This is a genomic window from Trinickia mobilis, assembly GCF_017315705.1.
GTDB classification, from domain to species: Bacteria; Pseudomonadota; Gammaproteobacteria; order Burkholderiales; family Burkholderiaceae; genus Trinickia_A; species Trinickia_A mobilis.
The window spans coordinates 453,549-476,339 of sequence record NZ_JAFLRF010000001.1 but is presented as its reverse complement, the minus strand read 5'-3'; the positions used below and the strand labels follow the sequence as shown (position 1 = coordinate 476,339).

The following is a 22,791-nucleotide window of genomic DNA, read 5'->3' as shown; positions in this document are numbered from 1 at the left end:
CATATGGATCGCACTTAACCGGCCCGCCGGCGCTTCCCGCCGGATGGGCGCTCGACCCAGGAGAACCCATGAGCAAACCCCGTATCGCCGTCATCGGCGCCGGTCTTGGTGGGGTGGCCGCCGCCGCCCTGTTGCAGCGCCGTGGCCATGACGTCCGCCTCTTCGAGCAGGCACCGGTGTTTTCGCGCCTCGGCGCGGGCATCCATCTCGGCCCGAACGTCATGAAGATCATGCGTCGCATCGGCTGCGAAGAGGCGCTCGGCGCGATGGGCTCGCATCCCGACTACTGGACCAGCCGCGACTGGCGGAGCGCCGAGGCGATCTCGCAGATTCCGCTCGGCGACTACGCGGTGAAAACGTATGGCGCGAGCTATCTGACCGTGCATCGCGGCGATTTCCACGCGCTCATGACCCAGGCCGTCGCGTCCGGCACGATCGCGTTCGGCAAGTGCCTGCAGTCGGTGGAGGACACGGGCGACGACGTGCGCCTCACGTTCGCGGACGGCAGCGTCGAAGCGGCCGACATCGTGATCGGCGCGGATGGCGTGAACTCGAAGATTCGCGAGCATCTGCTCGGCGCCGAGCCGCCGCGCTATACGGGTTATGTGGCGCATCGCGCGGTGTTTCCGGCGTCGCTGCTCGGCAACCGTCCCTACGACATGTGCGTGAAGTGGTGGTCGCATGACCGGCACATGATGGTCTACTACGTCACCGAAAAGCGTGACGAGTATTACTACGTGACGGGCGTGCCGCAGGCGGAGTGGCCGGAGGGCGTCTCGATGGTCGACAGCGGCCGCGAAGAGATGCGCGAGGCGTTCGCCGGCTTCCATCCGGATGTGCAGAACTTGATCGACGTGTCGCCGTCGATCACCAAATGGCCGCTGCTCGAACGCGACCCGCTGCCGTTGTGGAGCCGCGGCCGGCTCGTCCTGCTCGGCGACGCATGCCATCCGATGAAGCCTCACATGGCGCAGGGCGCGGCCATGGCGATCGAGGATGCGGCGATGCTCACGCGCTGCCTCGACGAAACAGGTCTCGCCGATTACACGGGTGCGTTCGCGCTCTATGAGGCCAACCGCGCGGCGCGTGCGTCGAAGGTGCAGCGTGTCTCGCACGACAACACCTGGCTGCGGACGAACGAGGATCCGGCGTGGGTCTTCGCCTACGACGTGTTCAGCGTGCCGCTCGTTTCGCCCGCCGCGCCGGCTGCGCGGGCGAACGAGCCGGCGTCCGCCGAAGGCTGACAGCAAGCGGAATTTCGGCGAGGTATAACCGGCCTGCGCGGCGCGGCTCGATGCGGCGGCGCCGCGCGAAAGAAGCCGGCCGCAGCGAGAGCACGCCGAACACCAGGGCGCTGCTGGCGCGTATCACTTTCTCGAGTCAGCCCATGTTGCATACCCGTTCCCAGGCCTCCCCGCTCACGCTCAGCGTGAATGGCGAGACGCGCTGCGTCGAGGACGCCGCGCCCGACACGCCGCTCCTCTACATTCTGCGCAACGACTTCGAGCTGAACGGCCCCAAATACGGCTGCGGGCTCGGTCAATGCGGCGCATGCACGGTGCTCGTGGGCGGCCAGGCGACGCGCTCATGTGTCGTGCCGGCCGCGGCGGCGCAGGGACGCGAGGTGACGACGCTCGAAGGCCTCGGCACGCTCGCTGCGCCGCATCCGGTGCAGCGCGCGTTCATCGACGAACAGGCCGCGCAGTGCGGCTACTGCCTGAACGGCATGATCATGAGCGCGGCGGCGCTGCTCAGCCGCAACCCGTCGCCCGACGAGGACGCGATTCGCGACGCGCTGCGCTTCAACCTGTGCCGCTGCGGCACGCATCTCGAGATCGTGCGTGCCGTGCGGCGTGCCGCGCGGTATTTGCAGCAGGAAGATGCGCAATAAGCCGGCGATGCCTGCGGACGAGCCGCTGCGTACGCAAGCCGAGACCCGCGCCGAGTACGCGTGGCCCGCAGAGGGCGTCGATGCCGGTGCGCGGCTCGCCGTCGAAGCGCGTCTTGCGCCGGACGGCACGATGGCGGCGTGGCGCTATCGGGCGCACGTCGAAGGCGCATCCGTCGAAGCGAATACGGCAGCGCACGAAGCCGCAGGCGACGCCGGGGCGATGCCCGCGCCGCTGCTTTACCGCCATGCGCAGGCGTACGTGTTCGTGGACGATCCGGCGCGCGCGATTCCGGGCGAGGCGCATGCGTTCGCGCGCGAGTCGTTCATCGACGAACTGGCGCGCGGCACGCGGCGCGATCCCGTTGCGCTGCGTCTTCAGCATCTCGATGCGTCACGCGATGCCGGTGCGCGCGAGATCATCAGGATGGTGAGCGAGCGCGCGGCGTGGGGTGCGGAGCCGGCGCGCGAGGCGCAGTCGGCGTCGCCGTGGCTGCGCGGGCGCGGCTTCGCGTTCGACGGACGAGCCGCCGAGGGCGAGGCCGGCGAAGCATCGGGCGAGCCGGCGCGCGATTGCGCGTGCACGGAAGTCTCGCTGCGCGACGCCCCGGCCATGCAGGCGGCCGAGTCGAGTGCGAGCTGGTCGGCGTGGGTGGTCGATCTCGACGTGAATCGCACGACAGGCGACATCGCCGTGCGGCGCGTGGTGGCCGGCCACGGCGCGGGCGACCCCGGCGCGCTGGCGGGGCTGCCCGCCTGGCAAATCGAGGCGGCCATCGCACGCGCGACGGGTGTGCAGCGCCTCGCGCGTCCCGCTCACGACGAAACCGGGCTCGACCCCGCCGCGCGGGCCGTCGTCGCCCACGAGCTGATCCCGGCCGACGCTGCGTCCTCGGCGGGGCATCGCGAACTTTCGGTGCAGGACGCGAGGCGTATCGACGAGGCGGCGGCGCCTGCCGCGGCCGCCGTCGCGAACGCGCTCTACGATGCAACCGGCGTGCGGTTTCGTGCGCCGCCGTTCGACCCCGAGCACATTCGCCGGGCGCTCGCCGATGCGGGCCCGGCCGTCGTGCGCGACGCGCCCGCCATGGCGCGTCGCGCGTCGCGCTGGCGACGCTGGCTGGCAGGCGGCGGCATCGGCGGCGCGGCGGGCGGGTTGATCGGCCTCGCGTGCGCTGTCCTGCCGGGCCCCGCACCGATTGCGCCCGTGACGGCGGCAGGCGGCGGCGCGCCGGTCTGGAGCGCCGCCATGCTCGAGCGCGGACGCCGGATTGCCCTCGCCGGCGATTGCGCCGTCTGCCACACGGCGCCGGGCGGTCAGACCAACGCAGGCGGCCTCGCGCTCGCTACGCCGTTCGGCACGGTCTGGTCGACCAACCTCACGCCCGATCCCGAGACGGGCATCGGCACGTGGTCCTATGAAGCGTTCGCGCGCGCGATGCGCGAAGGCATCTCGCGCGACGGGCGGCATCTCTACCCCGCGTTTCCGTACACGGCGTTTGCGCGCATGAGCGAGCCCGACATGATGTCGCTCTACGCGTGGCTCGTGTCGCAGCCGGCCGTGAAGCACGCGCCGCCGCAGACGAACCTGCCGTTCCCGCTGAACCAGCGCCGGCTTGTCGCCGGCTGGAACTGGCTGTTCCACGACGGCCGCGCCTTCCAGGCCGATTCGCAGCGTTCGGCGCTCTGGAATCGCGGTAAATATCTCGTCGACGGCGTGGGGCACTGCGGCGCATGTCACACGCCGCGCAACGTGCTCGGCGCCGAGAAGGGCGGCCTCGCGTATCTCACGGGCGGCAGCGCCGAGGGTTGGGTTGCGCCTTCGCTGACCGCGTCGCATGCGTCGCCGTCAGCGCCGGTGCCCTGGACCGAGGGCGCGCTGTTCGAGTATCTGCGCACCGGCTTCTCACGCGAGCACGGCGTTGCGGCGGGGCCGATGGCGCCCGTCGTCGCGGGGCTTGCGGCACTGCCCGAGTCGGATGTGCACGCGATCGCGCACTACATCGCTTCGCTGTCGCCGCGTATCGACGATGCCGTCGTCGCACAGGCGGCTGCGCAGCACGCGGCCGGCGCGGACGCCGGCGCCGTGACGGCGCTCGGGCTCCAGAGCGGTCAGCGCATGTTCGAAGCGGCGTGCGCGGTGTGCCACGCAGAGTCGGGCGGCGTGGGCCATTTCGGCGTGCGCCCGCTCATGGGGCTCAACACGAGCGTGAGCCAGGCGAGCCCGGACAACCTGTTGCGCGTGCTGCTGCACGGCATCGATCAGCCCGCGACGGAAGGGCTTGGCTATATGCCGGGCTTTCGCGAGGTCTTCGACGACCAGCAGGTCGCCGAGCTGGCCCGCTACATTCGCGTGCGCTACGCGCCGGGCCAGCCCGCCTGGCGCGACCTCGAAGCGGCGTCCGCGCGCGTGCGCGGCGACGCGCACTGAACGCACGCGCGGACATGAAGCGCCTGGCGCGCCGCGCTCCAGCCGCCGTTTTCGATCGTCAACATAAGTGCATGCGCTACATAGTCTCTTGGCCGGACCATGCCGTGCATCGTACATTTCATCTAAAAGCTCAAGATAAAAGCGCACTGTAGTGCGGATTTGCGCATCGGGTTTTCCCCGCCCCGAAAATCCGAAATTCTCCTTGTTGTGCGTTTTTTGAGTGTGTACGCTATGAATCGTTGACTTGAATCAGCACCGGGCGCATCACGCAGGCGTGCTGGACGTCCGCAGTTTTCTCTTCACACCTTGGGGACTGAGATGTACGACCGCTTTGCAGTAGATCGTTTGATCGACCTCTGGCTCACCGAAGACATCGGCTATTGCGATCTCACCGCGCAAACGATGATCGACGCCGACGCGAAAGCCGCCTTTGTCATGAACGCGCGCGAACCCGTCATCGTGGCCGGTATCGATGTGGCCGTGCGCGTGTTCGAGCGCTATGACCCGTCGGTTCGGGTCGCGAAGCATCTGAACGACGGCGAGCGCGCGGAGAAAGGCGCGATCCTGTTGTCGGTGAGCGGCAACGCGCGCAGTCTGCTGACGGCCGAGCGCACGGCGCTCAACATCGTCCAGCGGATGTCCGGAATTGCCAACGAAACCGCGCGCTACGTGAAGGCGATCGAAGGCACGAAGGCGCGTCTGCTCGACAGCCGTAAGACGACTCCCGGCCTGCGCATGCTGGAAAAGCACGCGGTCGCGTGCGGCGGCGGGCTCAATCACCGTCTCGGGCTCGACAACGGCGTGATGATCAAGGACAACCACATCGCCGTCTGCGGGAGCATCAAGGCCGCTGTCGCGCGTGCGCGCAAGGTGCTGCCGGTCCTCACGAAAATCGAGGTCGAGTGCGACCGTCTCGACCAGGTCGCCGAGGCGCTCGAAACCGATGTCGACGTGATCATGCTCGACAACATGGCGCTCGCGGACATGCGTCACGCCGTCGAGATGGTGGGTGGCCGTGCGAAGGTCGAGGCGTCGGGCGGCATCCGCCTCGAAACGATTCGGCCGATCGCGGAGACCGGGGTCGATTACATTTCGACGAGCAAGATCATGCAGTCGGCGCCGGCGGTCGATATCGGCCTCGACGAAGCCGAGTAAGCGCCATGGCCCCCTGCGGCGTTTTCTTTTTCGTGGTCGGCCCGAGCGGGGCCGGCAAGGACACGCTCATCGACGGCGCGCGCGAGGCATTCGCCGGGCGAGCCGACGTCGTGTTCGCGACGCGTACCATCACGCGTCCGAGCGGATCGCCGGGCGAGCAGCATGTCGGCGTGGACGAGGCAGCATTCGCCGCGCTCGAGCGCGCGCAGCGCTTTCTCATCACATGGGACGCGCATGAGCTTCGGTATGGGCTGCCGCGCGAGTTGCTGGCGAACGTCGAAGCCGGCCGGCACGTGATCGCGAACGGTTCGCGCGCGGTCATTGCCGCGCTTGCAGCCCAGGTGCCGCGCCTCGTCGTGATCGAGGTCACGGCGCCGGCCGACGTGCTGGCGAGGCGAATCGCCGCGCGCGGCCGCGAAACCGAAGCCGCAATCGCGGCGCGTCTCGCGCGCACGGTTGCGGCCTCGCCCGACGGCGTGCGGACGATCAAGGTGATGAACGATCGCAGCGCCGCCGTCGGCGTGCAGCGCTTCGCGGGCGTGATCGAAGCCCTCATCCGCGAGCGCCTGGGTGCGCAAGCAAGCGCAGGATGGGACGACTATCTGGCGAAGCTCGGCGGCGCGACGCTCGACGAAGCCGCTTACGCGAGGCTCATGGAGGGCATCGCAGGCGGCCGTTTCATCGAAGCCGAAGCGGCGGACATCTTGCGCGCGCTCATCGGCGAACTCGATGACACGGAGGTGGCGGCGCTTGCGCGCGTGCGCGCCCGGCGGATGCCGCGCATCGACTGGGGCCGGCCGATCGTCGTCGACAAGCACTCGCTAGGCGGCGTGCCGGGCAGCCGCATCACGCTGCTCGTCGCGCCGATCGTCGCGGCGTTCGGCCTGCTGATGCCGAAGACGTCGTCGCGCGCGATCACCTCGGCATCGGGGACGGCCGACGCGATGGAAGCGATCGCGCGGGTCGATCTCGACGCTGACGAAATGCGCGCGGCCGTTCTCGAGGCGGGCGCTTGCATCGTCTGGAACGGCCGCCTCAATCACTCGACCGTCGACGACGTGACAAACGCGATGGTGCGGCCGCTGCAGCTCGACACGCGCCGCTGGTCGGTCGCATCGATCATGTCGAAGAAGTTTTCGGCGGGCGCGACGCACGTGGTGGTCGATCTGCCCTACGGGCCGAAGACGAAGCTGCACGACGTCACGCAGGCACTCGAACTGGCGCGCCTCTTCGAGCTGATCGGCAGCGAGCTCGGCATGACCGTCAAGGCGTTCGCGTCGGACGGCAGCGCGCCCGTCGGCCGCGGCATCGGCCCGGCGCTGGAACTGCGCGACGTGCTCGCCGTGCTCGACAACGCGGCGGACGCACCGGCCGATCTTCGCGACAAGGCGCTGCGCTACGCGGGGCACATTCTCTCGTGGGCGCCGGGCGTCGACTCGGCCCAGCGCGGTCGCGAAGAGGCCGCGCGCCTGCTCGCGAGCGGCGCGGCGCGCCGCGCCTTCGATCGCATCGTCGATGCGCAGGGCCGCCGGGCGCTCGTCGAGCCGTCGCCGCTCACGCACACGATCGTGGCCGGCGAGTCCGGCACGGTCGCGCAAATCGACGGGTGGGCCGTCGGCACCATCGCGCGGGAGGCCGGCGCGCCGGCCTGCAAGGGCGCGGGCGTCGATCTGCTCTGCGGGGTCGGTCAGCGCGTTCACGCGGGGGAAGCCATCATCCGCATCCACGCGGCCGATACGGCGGCGCTCGCGGCGGCGGTACGGGCGGCGAACGACCAGTGCGCGATTGCGATCGCGGCGATTTCACATGCGAGGCGCGCCGGAGCGCGTGCCGAGGAGTCCATCCATGTTGCACAACGTTAGCAACCTACGCTGGAAGATCGCCGCGTGCCTCGTCGCGCCGGTGACCTTCGCGATGACGCTCGACCGCGCCGCAATGACCGTGGCCGCGCCGACAATCCAGAAAGAACTCGGACTCTCGATCGTCGAGATGTCGATGATCCTGACCGTCTACTTCTGGACGTACGCGATCGGGCAGGTGCCGGCGGGACGCATGGCCGAGCGCATCGGCTCGCGCAAGGTGCTTTTCACCACGAGCGCGCTCTGGTCGCTGATGATGATCGTCACGCCGTTTGGCACGACGTTCGCGTGGCTCTTCGGCTGCCGGCTCGTGCTGGGCGGCGCGCAGTCGGCGGACTGGTCGAGCGGCATCGTCGCGGTCAAGCGCTGGTTTCCGCGCAGCGAGCGCGCGAAAGGCAACTCGATGCTGCTCGCGGGGCTGTATCTCGGGCCGATCGTCTCCGCGCCGCTCACGGCGTGGACCATCGTCCAGTTCGGCTGGCACGCGGTGTTCTACGGCTTCGGCGTGCTGGGCCTGCTGCTCGGCTCGATCTGGTGGCTCGGCTACCGCGATACGCCGGCCGCGCATCCGCTGATCACGAAGGCCGAAGCCGATTACATCGCGGCGGGCCAGCCGCCTGAGAATCCGCCCGCCAAAGGCGCGTTCGTGCGCTGCTTCCGGCAGCCGCGCTTCTGGGTGTTTGGGCTGCAATACTTCCTGCTGGTGCTGATCCAAAGCTTCTACACGACGTGGCTGCCGACTTACCTGATGCGCGCCCGCGGGCTTTCGCTCAAGGCGATGGGCATGTATGCGTCGCTGCCGTGGATCGCCGTGTTTCTCGCGGTGTTCGCCGCCGGCTATCTCTGCGACCGCCTGCTGAAGAAAACGGGTTCGATCTACTGGGCGCGCACGCCGGTGGCCATGGTGGGTTTCATCGTGAGCGCGCTCGCGTTGATCGCCGCCTCGCGCGCGGCGGCGATTCCGGCCGTCGTCGGCCTGTTGTGTCTTTCGTTCGCGGCCGTGGGTTTCGTGCAGGTCGTCGTATGGTCCGCCACGCAGGATCTCGGTCGCGAGTTCACCGGCGTCATGTCCGGGTGGACGAACGTGTGGGGCGCGCTCTCGAATGTCGCAGGACCGGTCACGGTGGCGTTCGTCGTCAAGCTCACGCACAGCTGGGAAAGCGGCCTGATCGTAATCGGCGCGGCGGCGGCGTGCGGCGCGCTGCTGTGGATTTTCGTGCACCCCGAGCGGCCATTGCAGGCGCGCGTGGCGGACGAACCAGCGACGCCGCTCGAGTCTTCGTCTGTGCCTTCGCCTTCCGTTGAGACACTGGCGGCCGCGATCGGCGAAAGGTTGCCGGAAGGTGGGCGCGAAGCCAACCCTGCGCGGCTTTAGGAGCGCAGGAGCTGAAAGACACCGGGCACGCGAAACGCACCTTGCTTTTCCGCTGCGAGCGGACCTATATTTAGCGGCTGCGATGCAGCATTGCCGAGCGTAGTGCCGGCACTCGATGCGATCGCCGCACAGAGAAACAAGTGGAAACAAGCGGAAACAAGGATGCAGACCACAGTACTTTCCGACTGGCAGCAGTTCATGGAGCTGACAACGACGCTCGACGGCTGGGCGTTTCGCGGTCAGCAGAACGCGACGTGGCGTCTCGAAAGCTCGCTGTCACGCTACATGCGCGACTACGTTCTGGACAGGAGTGAATGGCGCTCGCGCGAAGAGCGTGCCATCCGCATTTTCCGGCGCAAGGCGCACAACTTCCTCGCGCATCCCGAACTGCTGAACGACGACCTGCGCTGTCTTGCGCTGATGCAGCATCACGGCGCACCCACGCGGCTGCTCGATTTCACGAAAAGTCCCTTTGTTGCCGCATTTTTCGCACTCGAACGCGCGACCAACGATGCCGCTGTCTTTGCGCTGAACACGCCCGCGCTGTGGAACAGCCGTGCGTTGCCGAAGGCGAATCCCGGGCTCACGCGCGACGTCATCGACCCGCGTGTGCACGACAATTTCGACAAGTACTTCTTCGCGAACACGAACGAGATTTTGTGGTTCGGCGAACCCGCGGAAATGGATGACCGCCTCGTGGCGCAGTCGGGCACGTTCGTCTTGCCGGGGGTCATCGACAAGTCGCTGCAGGCCATTCTCGATGGCTACGAAAGCCACGAAGAATTGCTGCACAAGATCGTGCTGCCGGCGCCCATGCGCGTCGATGCGATGAAGTGGCTCTACCGCATGAACATTACGAACGCGTCGCTGTTTCCGGGCCTCGACGGCCTCGCGCGCTCCATTGCGGTCGAACTCGAAATAGTCTGGTCCGGCTTGGCGTCCTCATCTCTCATTCGGAGCGGGCGGACTGAGTAGGCAACTATCGGACGCGGTTCAGGGGTGTGCACCGGTCGCCGCGACATTGGGTTCGACAGAGCGGCGGCGAGTCGAGCGATTTCATGACGACGCCCTGTGCCGAGCTTTTGAATCAGCTTGAAAAGGGCGAACTGCGCATTAAAGTTGGGAGAGTCTTCCATCTGAATGACATCGTCGAAGCGCACCGTCGCATGGAAGACGACAGCGCGGCCGGGAATATCGTCGTGCTGGCGTGAAAGGCTCGTTCGTTGCCGCGTGCTCGAGCCCCTCGCAAGGGGCAGCCGCGGCCCTGTGCTTAAGGAGGATTTATGAAAGACACCGTAAATGATGCCGGGCTCGATCTCCTGTTTCGTGAAGCGCGTACCTACAACGCTTGGTTGAACGAGCCGGTCTCGGACGAAACTTTGCGACGGCTTTATGACCTGTTGAAATGGGCTCCCACCAGCGCCAACTGCAATCCCGCGCGGATCCTGTTTTTGCGCACCAAGGCCGCGAAGGAGCGGCTCTTGCCGGCGCTTTCACCCGGCAATGTGGAGAAGACGATGAGCGCCCCGGTGACGGCTATCGTCGCTTACGACCTGAATTTCTACGAGAAGCTACCGGTACTGTTCCCGCACAACCCGGGCATGCGCGACTACTTCGCGAGTGCGCCGGAGCTGGTCGACGTGACGGCAAAACGCAACTCGTCGCTGCAAGGCGCCTACCTGATTCTGGCGGCGCGCGCGTTGGGACTCGATTGCGGACCGATGTCGGGGTTCGACAACGCCAAGGTCGACGAGGAATTCTTCAGCGCAGGAAAAAGCGAGCAGGACTGCGACGAAGAGTTCTTTCCCGAAGGCCACATCAAATCGAACTTCCTCTGCAATCTCGGGTACGGGGACAAGTCAGCGCTCTTTGCGCGGGCGCCACGCCTCGAATTCGAGCAGGCCTGCACGCTTTTGTAAGCTGACATATCGGCCGCACCGAAAGAGAGCGCCGCGCGCCGTCGAACCAAGACCGGTTCCGAGGCGGCGCGGCGCGGCCTTAGCCCTGATCGCCGCCGCCGACCGGCAGCACGGTGCCCGTGATGTAAGAGGCCTCATCCGAAGCGAGAAACAGAATCGCGCCGACTTGTTCGTCGATCGTTCCGTAGCGATGCATCAGGCTCGATGCGATGGTTTGATCGACGATGCCTTGATACCAGATCGCTTCCTGCTCGCTCTGCTCACCGGTTTTGCGCGGCACCCGGCGCGGCGGCGCTTCGGTGCCGCCGGTCGCGACGGCGTTCACACGAATGCCGTCCTGCGCGTGCTCGAAGGCGAGACTCGCCGTCATGGCGTTGACCCCGCCTTTGGCTGCCGCATACGGTACGCGGTATAGGCTGCGTGTCGCAATCGACGATACGTTGACGATCGCGCCGCGTTGGTGCTCGATCATCGCCGGCAGCACCGCGCGGCAGCACCAGAGCGTCGGAAAGAGCGAGCGCCGCACTTCGGCTTCGATTTGCGCTTCCTCGTACGCCTGGTACGGCCTCGTCCAGATCGTGCCGCCGACGTTGTTGATCAGGACGTCGATGCGGCCGAACGCATCGAGCGCGGCACGCGTCATTTCGCACGCGCCCGCATAGGTCTCGAGGTCGGCGACGACTGCGAGGCATCGCGCACCCGTGATCGAGATTTCATCGGCGACGTCGCGCACCCACTCGGAGCGGTCGCATAGGACGACGAGCGCACCTTCCGCCGCGGCCGCGAGCGCGACGCCGCGTCCGATGCCTTGCGCCGCACCCGTCACGACGACGACTTTGTCTTGAAAGCGATGGCTGGTTCTCATGGTCGTCAGGCGGCGTTGCTTGCCGAGAATTTCTCGTAGTAGAAGTTGGCGGGTGTCACGCCCGTATCGCGCAGCCAGCCCTGCACCGCTTCGACCATGGCAACCGGGCCGCACAGGTAGATATCGACGTCGCCGCCGTTGAGCCACTCCGGCTCGACGTGTCCCGTGACGTAGCCCTTGCGCGGATGTGCGCTTGCAGCGTCCGCCACGCACGTGCGGTACTCGAATTGCGCGAGCTTGCGTCGCGCTTCGTCGAGCTGCCCGACGGCGACGAGATCGATATCGTTCGTGACGCCGTAGACCATCCTGACCGGCTGCGTCCCTGCAGTGTCGGAGAGGACGTCCAGCATCGACAAGAACGGCGCGATGCCGGTGCCGCCGGCGAGAAACAGAATGGGTCTTGCGGGTTCACGCAGATAGAAGCTGCCGTACGGCCCCGCGAAGGCGATTCGCTCGCCCGGCTTCGCGTGCTCCGACAAGTATCGGCTCATGCGCCCGTTCGGCACGTTGCGCACGACGAAGGACACGCGCGAGGCGCCGGGCGGGGAGCTGAACGAATACGAACGCTTGAGTTCGCTGCCCGGTATCTCGACATTGACGTACTGGCCGGGCAAAAAGCCGAGCTTGCCCGGATCGTCGACGTCGATCGAGAAGTGGATCGTCGACCCGGTCAACTGCTCGACCGACGCAAGCGTGCCGCCGTGCCGCGACACGCCGGTCTTGCACGCGGCGGACGAAGCGGGCACGCGGATCACGCAATCCGAACGGGGCCGCGTCTGACAAGCGAGAACATGGCCTTGCGCAGCTTCGTCGGCCGTGAGCGCATCTTCGATATAGCTCGACGCGGGAAGATCGTAGCGGCCCGATTCGCAGAAGTTGCGGCACGTCCCGCACGCCCCATCGCGGCAGTCGAGCGGAATGTTGATCTGATGACGGTATGCGGCATCCGCGAGCGTTTCGTTCTCGCGGCAGGAGATGAAGCGGGTGACCCCGTCTTCGAATTGAAGTGCGATGCTGTGTTCCATGAGACTGCTCCTCGCCCGCATCCGCTCAGATGTGGTAGATGTCGATGACCTGATTGATGTAGTCGTTCTTCAGCACGACGTACTTGTTCAGGATCTGCGGCTCGTCGCCGGAAAAGTCGATCACGTAACGCGACATGCCGAAGTAGCTGTAGTTCGTCTTGTAGCGATGGCTCAGCGTGTGCCAGTTGAAGCGCACCGTTAAGACGCTGCTCTCTTCGCTTTCCAATTCGACATTGGCGATGTTGTGGCTCGTGCGCGTGTCCGGCATCGTGGCGCTCGAGCGCTCGGTCTTGATACGGAAGACGCGGTCTTCGAGCCCCTGGCGGTTCGGGTAGTAGATCAGCGAGATCTCGCGCTGCGGGTTCGTGATCAGCTTGTCTTCATCGTCCCACGAGGGCATCCAGAACACGGCGTCGGGGTGATAGCAGGTGAGCCATTCGTCCCATTGCTCGTCGTCGAGCAAGCGGCTTTCGCGGTAGAGGAACGCCTGGATATCGGCGAGCGTCGTGGTCTTCATGCGTGGCTCCCTTCGGCCGCAAGCGCCTTCTTCATCGCTTCGATCCAGTAGCGGTGCTGGACCGTGTACAGGCCTTCGTCTTCGGTCTTCACGCCGCTCATCACGGGGTTCAGGCCGATTTTCCTGGCCGCGTCGTCGGGGCCGCGGACCCAGTGCGTCGCGCCCCGGCACATGTCGTTCCATTCGAGCGCGCGGCCCGCGTAGCCTTGCTGGCACGCGCGGAATTCCTCGAGATCGTCGGGCGTGGCCATCCCGCTCACGTTGAAGAAGTCTTCGTATTGGCGGATGCGGCGCGCACGCGCTTCGTCCGATTCGCCCTTCGGCGCGATGCAGTAGATCGTCACCTCGGTCTTGTTGACCGCGAGCGGACGCAGCACGCGGATCTGCGAGCCGAACTGGTCCATCAGGTACACGTTCGGATAGAGGCACAGGTTGCGCGAGTTCTGGATCATCCAGTCGGCTTTTTCCGGGCCGCAGCGCGCGGCGAATTCATCGCGCCGGCTGAAATTGGGACGGTCCTCGGGGTTCGCCCAGCGCGACCACAGCAGCATGTGTCCGTGCTCGAACGCGTAGAAGCCGCCGCCTTGGCGGCCCCAGCTGCCGGCGTCCATCGCCCGGATCGGGTCCTCGCGCGCGTTTTCCTGCTTGCGATGGTTGGTCGTCGCCGCGTAGTTCCAGTGCACGGCCGAGACGTGATAGCCGTCCGCGCCGTTTTCGGCGGTCAGCTTCCAGTTGCCTTCATACGTATAGGTCGACGAGCCGCGCAGCACTTCGAGCCCGTCTTCCGACTGGTCGACGATCATGTCGATGATGTGCGCCGCCTCGCCGAGAAACGTTTCGAGCGGCGGCACGTCCGCATTCAGGCTGCCGAACAGGAAGCCGCGATAGTTCGCGAAGCGCGCGACTTTCTTCAGATCGTGCGAACCTTCTTTGTTGAAGCACTCGGGGTAGCCGGCCTCCGCCGGGTCCTTGACCTTGAGCAGCTTGCCGCTGTTGTTGAAGGTCCAGCCGTGAAACGGGCACGTATAGGTCGCCTTGTTGCCGCGCTTGTAGCGGCACAGCATCGCGCCGCGATGCGTGCACGCGTTGATGAACGCGTTGAGATCGCCCTGGCGGTTGCGCGCGATGAAGATCGGTTGCCGGCCGATGTGGGTCGTGTAGTAATCGTTGTTGTTGGGGATCTGGCTTTCGTGCGCGAGGTAGATCCAGTTGCCCTCGAAGATGTGCTGCATTTCGAGTTCGAACAGCGCTTCGTCGGTGAATGCGCTGCGATGCAGGCGGTAGTCGCCGCGCGCTTCGTCTTCGACGAGGAAGTCGTCGATCGAGGTCGGCCGGGGGGTACGGTTCGGGTAAATCGGGATCATGCGGTGTCTCCTGTCCCATGCAAAGCTGAATCGTTTTTGCGGTGCCGCTTAATGCACGTAATGCTCGGAAGGTATAATTTCCGTCGGCGTCTACCGTAGTCGAAGCATAGTTGGCGGCTATTTGGCGCGTCCAACACTGATTTAGTATCTATTCGATATCTAAAAGGTATGGTCATGGAGCTGCGCCATCTGCGTTACTTCGTTGCCGTGGCCGAGGAGCGCAATTTCACGCGCGCCGCGCAGCGGCTGCATATCGCGCAACCGCCGCTGTCCCGGCAGATTCAGCAGCTCGAGGAGATCCTCGGCGTCCAGTTGTTCGAACGCGACTCGCGTCCTCTCAAGCTCACCGATACCGGCCGCTTTTTCTACTCGCACGCCGTGCAGCTCCTCGCTCAGACGGCCGAACTCGAATCGATGACCAAGCGCGTCGGCAAGATCGAGCGCAGCCTGTCGATCGGCTTTGTCGGCTCGACGCTCTATGGGATGCTGCCCAAGATCATCCGGCGCTTTCGCGCCGAAAACAGCGCGGTCGAACTGAGCTTGCAAGAGATGACGACGATGGAGCAGATCAAGGCTTTGAAGGAAGGCCGCATCGACGTCGGCTTTGGCCGGATTCGCCATGAAGACCCGAGCATCCGGCGTGTCGTGCTGCGCGAGGAGCGCATGATCGTGGCGCTGCCCATCGGGCATGCGCTGGAGTCGGCGAAACCGGTGCTGTCGCTGCACGACCTGATCGGCGAGACGTTGATCATCTTTCCGAAAGCGCCGCGCCCGAGCTACGCCGACCAGGTGCTGGCCGCCTTTCACGATCGCTCGCTGAAGCCGCACCGCATCTACGAAACGCGCGAGCTGCAGATTGCGCTGGGTCTCGTGGCGGCAGGCGAGGGGATCTCGATCGTCCCGAGCAGCGTGCACGGCTTGAAGCGCGACGACGTGAGCTACAAGGAGCTCGACGACCCGAACCTCGTTTCACCGATCATCATGAGCATGCGTATGCTCGACGAATCGGAGGACATCCGCACGATGCTCGACTTGATCTACGCGCTCTATGTCGAGGAGCGCATGGCGTTTATGCCGCCGCCTGAAATTTGATGCTTTTGCAGGCCGCCGCTCGCTCGCGCTTATTCGGGCGGCGGCTTGCGCGGATCGTTTCGTCATTCAATACTGGCAGTCTGTCTCGCTAAAGGTGCCACATGGAATATATCGAAAGTCTTCGAATCTTCCGTACGGTTGTCGAAGCGAAGAGCTTTACGCGTGCCGCGGATATCCTCGGCCTTACGACCCCGGTGGTGTCGCGCGCGATCGCCGCGCTCGAGCGGCGGCTCGGCAGCCGGCTCTTTCATCGCACCACGCGGCAGATATCGCTCACCGAAGCGGCGGAACGCTTTTATGACGGATGCTGCCGGGTGCTCGACGACCTCGAGGCACTGGAAGCGTCGGCGTCGACGCAGACCCAGGAGCCGAGCGGCGTGCTGCGGCTCGTCGCGCACACGACGGCGACGCTCAACCGGCTCGTGCCGCTCATTGCGTCGTTCAAGCGCAAGCATCCCAAAGTGGACCTCGACGTGACGCTGACCGAGCGCCCCGTCGACCTGGTCGCGGACGGCTACGACCTCGGCATCGTGCTGCCCTTCATGCTGAGCACCGACACGGCCGTCACGCGGGTGCTCGAACGCATGCCGGTCGTGATTGCCGCCTCGGCGCAGTACTTGGAAACCCATCCTGCGCCCAAGCATCCGTCGGAACTGCAGGACCATGTATTCGTCACCACGCCGCCGTCGCTGCGCAAGCCGGCCTTGACGTTCAAGGTCGACGGCGAAGATCTGACGATTCCGCTCAAATACGAAGTCGCGTCGAACAGCCCGATATTCAACCGGCAGATGGTGCTCGAAGGCTTCGGTATCGGCGCGATAGCGACAGCGCTCGTGCAGGCCGAGCTCGATTCCGGCCGGCTCGTTCAACTATTGGAAGGTTTCGAAATCGTCGGCAGCGCGATCGAGATTCGTCTGGCCTATAGCACGCGCACGCTGCTGCCGGCCAAGGTCAGGGCGTTCGTCGATCACGCCGTCGCGTTTTACGATGCAATGGAAACCGCGCAGCCGGAGCGGGCGGCGCGGCAGGCGTGACAGGCCACATGGGTGATGGCGGCGATAGACGCCTTATATTGCCGTAGCACGCCGCGACAACGACGCGCTCAGCAACGTCAGGCACGCGGCAAGAAGCACGACGTCCTTTATCAGAAACTGCTCGACCAACGTCGAGATGATCGGAAAGCCAGTCGGGCTGAACTGCGTGATGCCCGGCGTGCTGAAAACGAATGACGTAGTCAGGACGAAGGTGACGCTGGCCATTGCCGCTCCGAGCGCCGACACCGCGGGAATCACCGAGCCGACGATCAGCGCCGCGGCGGTCAGCAGCTCGATCGACCCCACTACGCGGGCCTCGCCCCGCACGCCGAAGATGTCCAGCCAGCTCATGAACGGGCTGTGCTGGATCAACGGCGCGATGGCATCGGCCGCATAGGGCGTGAACTTCTGGATTCCGAACCAAATGAAGATGGCCGTCATGGTCCACCTCAACAAAGCCAGGTGTCCATAGGAGCCGCTATTCGTCTCCGCGACGCGGAAGTACGTTTTCATGATGTGTCGTCCTCGATCAATTGATCCAGCGATGGATGTGTCCAAGCGGTACGCCGCACATCCGGTTCATGGGATCGGCATGCGTGCCGATCGTTTGTTGTCAACGGCGCGGGCACCGGATCAGGAGCGCCCGCTCCATTGCGCGTCACTTGACCGGCGGGAAGTCCACGTCGGTGTCGTTGATGCGGTTGAAGGTGTTCGTGAAGATCGTCAGCGCGTAGGCCAACGTGATCTCCACCAGTTGCGCGTCCGTGTAGCCAGCCGCCTTGATCGCCTCGAAAGCGTCCGCGCTGAGCGTGCCGCTCGTTCGCTGCAGGGTCTGCACGAAACTCACGAGCGCGTCGCGCTTCGCGATGCCGGTCGGCTGGCCGTTACGAATCTGCTTGAGCGTTTCCGGCGACAGGCCCGTCATCTTGCCCAGCATCGTATGGGCGGCCACGCAGTAGTCGCAGCCGGTCAATTCGCTGGCCAGCAGCTTGATCGTCTCGACGTCCTGCTTGCTCAGGGTACCCGCAGCGAGCACGCCTTCGGCATTCAAATAGGCCTTGAGCGTTTCGGGCGCCAGTGCGCCCAGCGCGGCGAACAGATTCGGGACGCTGCCGCCGGTGGCTTGCTTGACTTGCGCGTAGACTTCGGCAGTGGCGCCGGTGGCGGATGCGATGTTGGGAACGGTGATGCGGCTCATGGTCTGACTCCTTCGTCAGGTGGTTAGGAGCCTCTACTGTAGGGGGATAGGATGATCCGTATAAGCCCTAATACGCTCAATTGGATGCTCATTCGTCTCATTCGGGTTTTCCCGAGGACGCGTTGCGTGGACGCGGCGCACGTCTTCGGTCGTGCCGCTCGCTACATTGCCTGCGCGGTCCGACGCCATTCGCCGGGTGTCATGCCCATGCGCTGCGTGAAGGCGCGCCTGAAGGCGGCCAGCGACTGATAGCCGACCACCTCGGCCACCGTTTCTGTCGAAGTGGCGGGCTTCTTCAATTCGTTGGCCGCGAGCGTCATGCGGATATCCGTCAACAAGTCGTTGGCGGAGCATCCCACCTTGTCGCGAAAGTGGCGAACGAGGGTCGCGCGGGACATGTTGCACAGCTGAGCCAGCTCAGGCAGGGTCCATGCGTGTGCGGGCTCGTTGAACATCGCGGTGAGGGCAGGCGCGAGGCGCGGATGGCCGGCCAACGCCAGCAAGCCGACATCGGCCGCGTCGGATTCGCTGGCCATCCTCAACGTGAGCGCGAAGAGCGCGGCCGACAGCGCGTTGAGCATCGCATGTCCGCCCAGCGTATAAGAGCCCGATTCGGCCCGCATCAGCCCGACGAGGCTAGCCAGCTGAAGCGACGTTGCGTTCTGCTGCGACGCGTCGTGTGCGGAGGTTCGCACCACGAGTATGGCGGGCAGGTAATGGCGCATCAGGCGGTCGTGCGGCGGCGCGAGGAGGAAGCGGCCGCAGAGCATGTCGAGACGCTCGCCTTTGCCGCGATTTTCGCTGACGTCCACATTGAAGACTGCGCGTGTTCGCACCGGTAACGGGCGTGCACCGCTGCCGTCGTGAAGCACGTGCTGCGAGCCGTGCGGCAGCAGCACGATGTCGCCCGCGTCCAGGTGTTGGGTGGCGCCGTCAGGGCTTTCCAGCACCGCCGATCCGCCAAGCAGGACGTGATAGGGCATTTCGCCGGGTTCGGCGCGCTCGTAGGCGACGCGCCACGGCGCGCCGTAGGCGCAGCGGACTTCGAGTTGACCGCTGACGGGTATCATGACGAGCAGGCGGCTAAGCCAATCGAGCGAAGACAATTTCGATCCTTTGGTGGGTCCGAATACGCATTTTATGGGTTCCGGCGCCGCAGGCTGCAAATGTTGCGACCGCTGCCATGGTCGAACTCTCCCGAACTGCTTCTTACGGCCGCTGCATGAGTTCCCTACTCCGATGGCGGCGCCGTGGCTCGTTGCCGGGCGGCAAGTCGACCACGGTGCGCCACGGATCGACGAAGCATGTGGCGCGCGGCGGCGAGCATTACTTCGCTGCCGCCGCCGCATGGCGCGCCGGCATCACGACCGAAAGCCCGAGCACGATCACGATGTTCACCACCAGCGCGATCAGCCCGATGTAGAGCGGGAAGGTCGCTGTGCCGGCGTGCAGCGCAAACACGGGCTTCAAGCCTTGCGAGATCGCCAGCCCGGTGCCGAGCACGATGCCCGCGAGCCACCCGGCGAGCAGCCCGGACGTCGAGAGCCTGCGCGTATAGAGCGAGAACACGACCGCCGGAAAGATCTGCAAAATCCACACGCCGCCGAGCAACTGCAGATCGATCGCGTAGTGCGTCGGCAGGAACACGATGAAGAGCAGCGCACCGAACTTCACGACGAGCGAAACGAGCTTCGCGGTCGAGGCTTCGCCGGCCGCCGAGATGTTCGGATTGACGAGCGGACGCCAGAGATTGCGCGTGAAGAGATTGGCCGCGCCGATCGACATGATCGCCGCGGGCACCAATGCGCTGATCGCAATCGCCGCCGCGGCAAAGCCGACGAACCACGACGGGAACAGCGTGCCGAAGAGGGCGGGGACAACGTCGGACGCGGACTGCACCTTGATGCCCGCCGCGATCGCCATATAGCCGAGCAATGCGATGAGGCCGAGCAGCAGCGTGTAGGCGGGCAGCACGATCGCGTTCTTCTGAATCGTCTTCGCGGACGACGAAGACAGAATCGCCGTCATCGTATGCGGATACATGAACGCGGCCAGCGCCGAGCCGAGCGCAAGCGACGCATACGCGATGAACTGCGACGGCTGCAGCACGATGCCGGTTGCGCCGCCCTTCGCGGCGAAGAACTTGTCGGCCGAGTCGAACACCGCGGCGTAGCCGCCGAGCCGGGTCGGAATCAGCCAGATCGCGGCGATCACGACGATGTAGATCATGATGTCCTTGACGAACGCAATCATCGCGGGCGCGCGCAGGCCGCTCGCATACGTGTAGAACGCGAGAATCACGAACGCGACGACGAGCGGAATCTCGCCCGACACCCCAAGCCCCTTGATCACGACCTGCATCCCGACCAACTGCAGCGCGATATAAGGCATCGTCGCGACAATGCCGGTCAGCGCGATCGCCGCGGGCAGCAGCTTGCCGCCATATTCGCCGTGCACGTAGTCGGCCGCGGTGATGTGGTTCTTGTCGTGCGCGATGCGCCAGAGCTTCGGCATCACGGCGAACACGAACGGGTAGACAATGATCGTGTAGGGCAGCGCAAAGAAGCCATACGCGCCGACCGAATACACGAGCGCGGGCACCGCAATCACGGTATAGGCGGTGTAGAAATCGCCGCCGACGAGGAACCACGAGATGATCGTGCCGAACTGGCGCCCGCCCAGGCCCCACTCGTGCAGTTGCGTGAGGTCGCCGCGCTTCCAGCGGGCGGCGATGAAGCCCAGCACCGTGACCAGCACGAAAAAGCCGATGAACACGGCCATCGCCACGCTGTTGATCGATTGGGTGGGGTTCATTTGCTGACTCCCCGGTAAATCACGTAGAGGAGCAGCGACGTGATCGGCACCCACAGCAACTGATACCAGTAGAAGAACGGGAAGCCGAGGAGCGACGGCATGCGGTGGTTATAGAAGGGGAGCCAGAGCAGCGCGACGTAGGGAACCAGAAGCAGTACCCAAAGCCAGGGCCGACGGTTTTGGTCGGATGTATTCATGGTTTTGTATTCCGTGGACGAGAAACGACTTTCCGCCAGGGATAAGGCCGATCGCGTCTCGCCTGCTGCAATCGGCATGTCTCCATTTCATCTTAGGCGGCTCCTGCGCCAGCGAATGTCTTCCTGTTCGATGGCGCACGGATTATCAAACAAATTCGCGCTGCTTGCAGGCAGCCGCTTCATGCGCTTACGCGCAGTTTTCAAAGCCGGTCACGATCTCGTCGATCATGGCGCGGATGCGTGCGGTGTGTTCACGACGTCGTGGCCCGCGAACGCGGTTCCAGGCTCCGGCTCGCCGCGCTTTTTCAAGTAGCGCTTCGACGCGAAGAGCCCCATCGGCCAGCGCGCGAGGCGGGTGATGCAAATTTGCATCCCTCGATCGGAATATTGCAGCACAAATTCATCGGCTTGCGAACCTATACTTGTATCCCATGCATCAGCTCATGCCGGTTCACGGCCATTTTTTTTAGAGGATTCCATGTCTAAAGCCCAAACCCTGCCGTCGTCGATGACGGCGATCGAGATCCGGCAGCCCGGCGGTCCCGAGGTGCTTGCGCCGGTCGCGCGTGCCGTGCCGCAGCCGGCGGCCGATGAAGTCCTGATTCGCATTCACGCTGCGGGCGTGAACGGGCCGGACGTGCTGCAACGCAAGGGTTCCTATGCGCCGCCGCCCGGTGCATCGGACATTCCGGGGCTCGAAGTGGCGGGAGAGGTGGTCGCCGCCGGCAACGGCGTCACGCGCTTTCAGGCCGGCGATCTCGTGTGCGCGTTGATTACGGGCGGGGGGTACGCGGAATACGTCGTCGCGAACGAAAACGCGACGCTGTCTATTCCTAAGGGGTTGAGCGTGGTCGAAGCGGCCGCGATGCCCGAGACCTTCATGACGGTATGGCTGAACCTGTTCCGGCGCGGCGGCCTGCAAAAGGGCGAAAGCGTCTTGATTCACGGCGGCGCGTCCGGCATCGGCACCACGGCGACGATGCTCGCCAAGGTGTTCGGCGCCTCGAAGATCATCACGACCGCGGGCTCCGAAGCCCACCGGCAAGCGAGCCTGCGCTTGGGCGCCGATCTGTCGATCAACTACCGCGAAGCGGATTTCGTCGAAGAGGTGAAGCGCTTTACGGATGGCAAGGGCGTCGACGTGATCCTCGACATCATCGCCGGCGACTATGTCGCCCGTAACTACCAGGCCGCCGCGATGCACGGGCGCATCGTCCAGGTGAGCGCGTTGAGCGGCCCGGCGAAGGACTTGAATATCTGGCCGCTGATGCAAAAGCAGCTCACGCACATCGGCTCGACGTTGCGCTCGCGCAGCTACGAGGACAAGGCGAGCATCATTCGCGATCTCGAACAGCACGTGTGGCCCTTCATCGAAGCCGGGACGGTCAAGCCGCAAATCTACAAGACGTTCCCGCTCGAGGATGCGCGCAGTGCGCACGCGTTGATCGACTCGTCGCAGCACGTCGGCAAGATCGTGCTGACGACGCAGGCTTATCGCGCCATCTGATCGGCGCAGGTGCGCTCGAGCTTGCGCCGGGCTTCATCGAGGGACCGTACGACGATTCCGTGCTGCACGCGCGCCGGATCGGCGCCGACGAAATCGCCGCGGTGGCGGCCGCCGGACATCCGCAGATCGGCAAGAGGCTATCGCCGCGCGAGGTCGCCGATCACGCGATCATCATGCGCGAGCCCGGCTCGGGCACGCGCGCGGTCGTCGAACAGGCGTATGAAGGGATTGGACTGAAGATTGAGCCGCTGATGTCGGTCAGCGACACCGAAGCGATCAAGCGGATGCTCGTTGCGCGGCGCGCGATCGCTTACGTTTCCACGTTGAGCGTGAAAGACGAATTGGCGCGCGGCGATCTCGCGCTGCTCGAAGTCGACGGCTTGCGCATCGAGCGGCCTTTGCAAATGGTGTGGCTCAAGGGGCGTTCGCTCTCGCCGAGCGCACAGGCCTTCTTCGACCTCGTGCTGGCGAGCGCAATTCGCGATGCGGCTGCGGCGTGACGCCGGCCGTGGCGAGGCGTGCGCAATGGCTGGCACCGAAGGCCAGCCCTG

The 22,791-nt window shown here is 65.2% G+C and carries 23 protein-coding genes; 13 read left to right on the top strand and 10 right to left on the bottom strand.

Translation table 11 applies throughout. The annotated features are described in order from the left end of the window. The first annotated feature begins 68 nt into the window (after nt 1–68). From J3489_RS02215 to J3489_RS02175, 9 genes are all read left to right on the top strand, one after another. Nucleotides 69–1,244, top strand: a complete 1,176-nt coding sequence (locus J3489_RS02215) for an FAD-dependent monooxygenase (protein ID WP_206995713.1) — start codon at nt 69–71, stop codon at nt 1,242–1,244. A 143-nt stretch (nt 1,245–1,387) separates the two neighbouring features. After that, complete coding sequence (locus J3489_RS02210; protein WP_206995711.1) at nt 1,388–1,891, top strand: (2Fe-2S)-binding protein; 504 nt, start codon at nt 1,388–1,390, stop codon at nt 1,889–1,891. After that, nucleotides 1,881–4,319 carry a cytochrome c gene (locus J3489_RS02205; protein ID WP_206995709.1) on the top strand — a complete coding sequence of 813 codons (2,439 nt, stop codon included), beginning with the start codon at nt 1,881–1,883 and terminating at the stop codon, nt 4,317–4,319. Before J3489_RS02210 ends, J3489_RS02205 begins: the two co-directional genes overlap by 11 nt. Before the next feature lie 318 nt (nt 4,320–4,637). Next, nucleotides 4,638–5,474 carry a carboxylating nicotinate-nucleotide diphosphorylase gene (gene nadC, locus J3489_RS02200; protein WP_206995708.1) on the top strand — a complete coding sequence of 279 codons (837 nt, stop codon included), beginning with the start codon at nt 4,638–4,640 and terminating at the stop codon, nt 5,472–5,474. 5 nt (nt 5,475–5,479) lie between these two features. Continuing rightward, a complete protein-coding gene (phnN, locus tag J3489_RS02195; protein ID WP_206995706.1) occupies nt 5,480–7,336 on the top strand; it encodes a phosphonate metabolism protein/1,5-bisphosphokinase (PRPP-forming) PhnN in 1,857 nt (618 codons plus the stop codon). Beyond that, complete coding sequence (locus tag J3489_RS02190; protein WP_206995704.1) at nt 7,320–8,708, top strand: MFS transporter; 1,389 nt, start codon at nt 7,320–7,322, stop codon at nt 8,706–8,708. Before phnN ends, J3489_RS02190 begins: the two co-directional genes overlap by 17 nt. 162 nt (nt 8,709–8,870) lie before the next feature. Beyond that, the gene (locus J3489_RS02185; RefSeq protein WP_206995702.1) at nt 8,871–9,683 is read left to right on the top strand and encodes an FRG domain-containing protein; all 813 of its coding nucleotides are present in this window, start codon (nt 8,871–8,873) and stop codon (nt 9,681–9,683) included. 83 nt (nt 9,684–9,766) lie between these two features. After that, the gene (locus J3489_RS02180) at nt 9,767–9,919 is read left to right on the top strand and encodes a zinc-binding dehydrogenase (RefSeq protein ID WP_206995701.1); all 153 of its coding nucleotides are present in this window, start codon (nt 9,767–9,769) and stop codon (nt 9,917–9,919) included. 72 nt (nt 9,920–9,991) lie between these two features. Continuing rightward, nucleotides 9,992–10,627, top strand: coding sequence for a malonic semialdehyde reductase (locus tag J3489_RS02175; protein WP_206995700.1), 636 nt, complete (start codon nt 9,992–9,994; stop codon nt 10,625–10,627). A gap of 79 nt (nt 10,628–10,706) precedes the next feature. Here the strand turns inward: J3489_RS02175 and J3489_RS02170 are convergent, their stop codons facing one another. Genes J3489_RS02170 through benA form a run of 4 tightly spaced genes read right to left on the bottom strand, consistent with a single transcriptional unit; the run spans nt 10,707 to nt 14,398 of the window. Then, entirely contained in the window at nt 10,707–11,492 is a 786-nt protein-coding gene (locus J3489_RS02170) for a 1,6-dihydroxycyclohexa-2,4-diene-1-carboxylate dehydrogenase (protein WP_206995698.1), read from the bottom strand. Between the two features lie 5 nt (nt 11,493–11,497). Further along, a complete protein-coding gene (gene benC / locus J3489_RS02165) occupies nt 11,498–12,517 on the bottom strand; it encodes a benzoate 1,2-dioxygenase electron transfer component BenC (RefSeq protein WP_206995696.1) in 1,020 nt (339 codons plus the stop codon). 25 nt (nt 12,518–12,542) lie between these two features. Then, entirely contained in the window at nt 12,543–13,034 is a 492-nt protein-coding gene (gene benB, locus J3489_RS02160; RefSeq protein WP_206995694.1) for a benzoate 1,2-dioxygenase small subunit, read from the bottom strand. After that, the gene (gene benA, locus J3489_RS02155) at nt 13,031–14,398 is read right to left on the bottom strand and encodes a benzoate 1,2-dioxygenase large subunit (RefSeq protein WP_206995692.1); all 1,368 of its coding nucleotides are present in this window, start codon (nt 14,396–14,398) and stop codon (nt 13,031–13,033) included. The genes benB and benA overlap by 4 nt, the downstream gene beginning before the upstream one ends. Nucleotides 14,399–14,572: 174 nt before the next feature. Between benA and J3489_RS02150 the strand changes: the two genes are divergently transcribed. Next, nucleotides 14,573–15,490, top strand: coding sequence for a LysR family transcriptional regulator (locus tag J3489_RS02150; RefSeq protein WP_206995690.1), 918 nt, complete (start codon nt 14,573–14,575; stop codon nt 15,488–15,490). Nucleotides 15,491–15,591: 101 nt separating this feature from the next. Continuing rightward, entirely contained in the window at nt 15,592–16,524 is a 933-nt protein-coding gene (locus J3489_RS02145) for a LysR family transcriptional regulator (RefSeq protein WP_206995688.1), read from the top strand. A 33-nt stretch (nt 16,525–16,557) separates the two neighbouring features. Here the strand turns inward: J3489_RS02145 and J3489_RS02140 are convergent, their stop codons facing one another. From J3489_RS02140 to J3489_RS02115, 6 genes are all read right to left on the bottom strand, one after another. Continuing rightward, complete coding sequence (locus tag J3489_RS02140; RefSeq protein WP_206995686.1) at nt 16,558–17,037, bottom strand: DUF417 family protein; 480 nt, start codon at nt 17,035–17,037, stop codon at nt 16,558–16,560. Between the two features lie 145 nt (nt 17,038–17,182). After that, nucleotides 17,183–17,722 (bottom strand): carboxymuconolactone decarboxylase family protein, encoded by a 540-nt coding sequence (locus J3489_RS02135; protein ID WP_206995684.1) that lies wholly within the window; start codon nt 17,720–17,722, stop codon nt 17,183–17,185. 161 nt (nt 17,723–17,883) lie between these two features. Then, entirely contained in the window at nt 17,884–18,828 is a 945-nt protein-coding gene (locus J3489_RS02130; RefSeq protein ID WP_242539702.1) for an AraC family transcriptional regulator, read from the bottom strand. Between the two features lie 220 nt (nt 18,829–19,048). Then, nucleotides 19,049–20,536: a monocarboxylate uptake permease MctP gene (gene mctP, locus J3489_RS02125; protein ID WP_206995672.1), complete on the bottom strand. Its 1,488-nt coding sequence runs from the start codon at nt 20,534–20,536 to the stop codon at nt 19,049–19,051. Next, nucleotides 20,533–20,733 (bottom strand): DUF3311 domain-containing protein, encoded by a 201-nt coding sequence (locus J3489_RS02120; protein WP_206995670.1) that lies wholly within the window; start codon nt 20,731–20,733, stop codon nt 20,533–20,535. The genes mctP and J3489_RS02120 overlap by 4 nt, the downstream gene beginning before the upstream one ends. Nucleotides 20,734–20,958: 225 nt before the next feature. Further along, entirely contained in the window at nt 20,959–21,105 is a 147-nt protein-coding gene (locus tag J3489_RS02115; RefSeq protein WP_206995668.1) for a type 2 periplasmic-binding domain-containing protein, read from the bottom strand. Nucleotides 21,106–21,211: 106 nt separating this feature from the next. On the opposite strand from J3489_RS02115, the gene J3489_RS02110 reads away from it, so the two are divergent. Both J3489_RS02110 and J3489_RS02105 read left to right on the top strand, forming a co-directional pair. Further along, a complete protein-coding gene (locus J3489_RS02110) occupies nt 21,212–22,240 on the top strand; it encodes an NAD(P)H-quinone oxidoreductase (protein WP_242539701.1) in 1,029 nt (342 codons plus the stop codon). Beyond that, entirely contained in the window at nt 22,237–22,740 is a 504-nt protein-coding gene (locus J3489_RS02105) for a LysR substrate-binding domain-containing protein (RefSeq protein ID WP_206996050.1), read from the top strand. Before J3489_RS02110 ends, J3489_RS02105 begins: the two co-directional genes overlap by 4 nt. The last annotated feature ends 51 nt before the right edge of the window (nt 22,741–22,791 follow it).

Coding starts and splice junctions, on each gene's coding strand:
- J3489_RS02175 (WP_206995700.1), top strand. CDS start 9,992: ATGAAAGACACCGTAAATGATGCCGGGCTCGATCTCCTGTTTCGTGAA.
- J3489_RS02215 (WP_206995713.1), top strand. CDS start 69: ATGAGCAAACCCCGTATCGCCGTCATCGGCGCCGGTCTTGGTGGGGTG.
- benB (WP_206995694.1), bottom strand. CDS start 13,034: ATGAAGACCACGACGCTCGCCGATATCCAGGCGTTCCTCTACCGCGAA.
- J3489_RS02205 (WP_206995709.1), top strand. CDS start 1,881: ATGCGCAATAAGCCGGCGATGCCTGCGGACGAGCCGCTGCGTACGCAA.
- J3489_RS02110 (WP_242539701.1), top strand. CDS start 21,212: ATGTCTAAAGCCCAAACCCTGCCGTCGTCGATGACGGCGATCGAGATC.
- benA (WP_206995692.1), bottom strand. CDS start 14,398: ATGATCCCGATTTACCCGAACCGTACCCCCCGGCCGACCTCGATCGAC.
- benC (WP_206995696.1), bottom strand. CDS start 12,517: ATGGAACACAGCATCGCACTTCAATTCGAAGACGGGGTCACCCGCTTC.
- J3489_RS02170 (WP_206995698.1), bottom strand. CDS start 11,492: ATGAGAACCAGCCATCGCTTTCAAGACAAAGTCGTCGTCGTGACGGGT.
- J3489_RS02210 (WP_206995711.1), top strand. CDS start 1,388: ATGTTGCATACCCGTTCCCAGGCCTCCCCGCTCACGCTCAGCGTGAAT.
- J3489_RS02150 (WP_206995690.1), top strand. CDS start 14,573: ATGGAGCTGCGCCATCTGCGTTACTTCGTTGCCGTGGCCGAGGAGCGC.
- J3489_RS02140 (WP_206995686.1), bottom strand. CDS start 17,037: ATGAAAACGTACTTCCGCGTCGCGGAGACGAATAGCGGCTCCTATGGA.
- J3489_RS02135 (WP_206995684.1), bottom strand. CDS start 17,722: ATGAGCCGCATCACCGTTCCCAACATCGCATCCGCCACCGGCGCCACT.
- mctP (WP_206995672.1), bottom strand. CDS start 20,536: ATGAACCCCACCCAATCGATCAACAGCGTGGCGATGGCCGTGTTCATC.
- J3489_RS02115 (WP_206995668.1), bottom strand. CDS start 21,105: ATGCAAATTTGCATCACCCGCCTCGCGCGCTGGCCGATGGGGCTCTTC.
- nadC (WP_206995708.1), top strand. CDS start 4,638: ATGTACGACCGCTTTGCAGTAGATCGTTTGATCGACCTCTGGCTCACC.
- J3489_RS02180 (WP_206995701.1), top strand. CDS start 9,767: ATGACGACGCCCTGTGCCGAGCTTTTGAATCAGCTTGAAAAGGGCGAA.
- J3489_RS02185 (WP_206995702.1), top strand. CDS start 8,871: ATGCAGACCACAGTACTTTCCGACTGGCAGCAGTTCATGGAGCTGACA.
- J3489_RS02145 (WP_206995688.1), top strand. CDS start 15,592: ATGGAATATATCGAAAGTCTTCGAATCTTCCGTACGGTTGTCGAAGCG.
- J3489_RS02190 (WP_206995704.1), top strand. CDS start 7,320: ATGTTGCACAACGTTAGCAACCTACGCTGGAAGATCGCCGCGTGCCTC.
- phnN (WP_206995706.1), top strand. CDS start 5,480: ATGGCCCCCTGCGGCGTTTTCTTTTTCGTGGTCGGCCCGAGCGGGGCC.
- J3489_RS02120 (WP_206995670.1), bottom strand. CDS start 20,733: ATGAATACATCCGACCAAAACCGTCGGCCCTGGCTTTGGGTACTGCTT.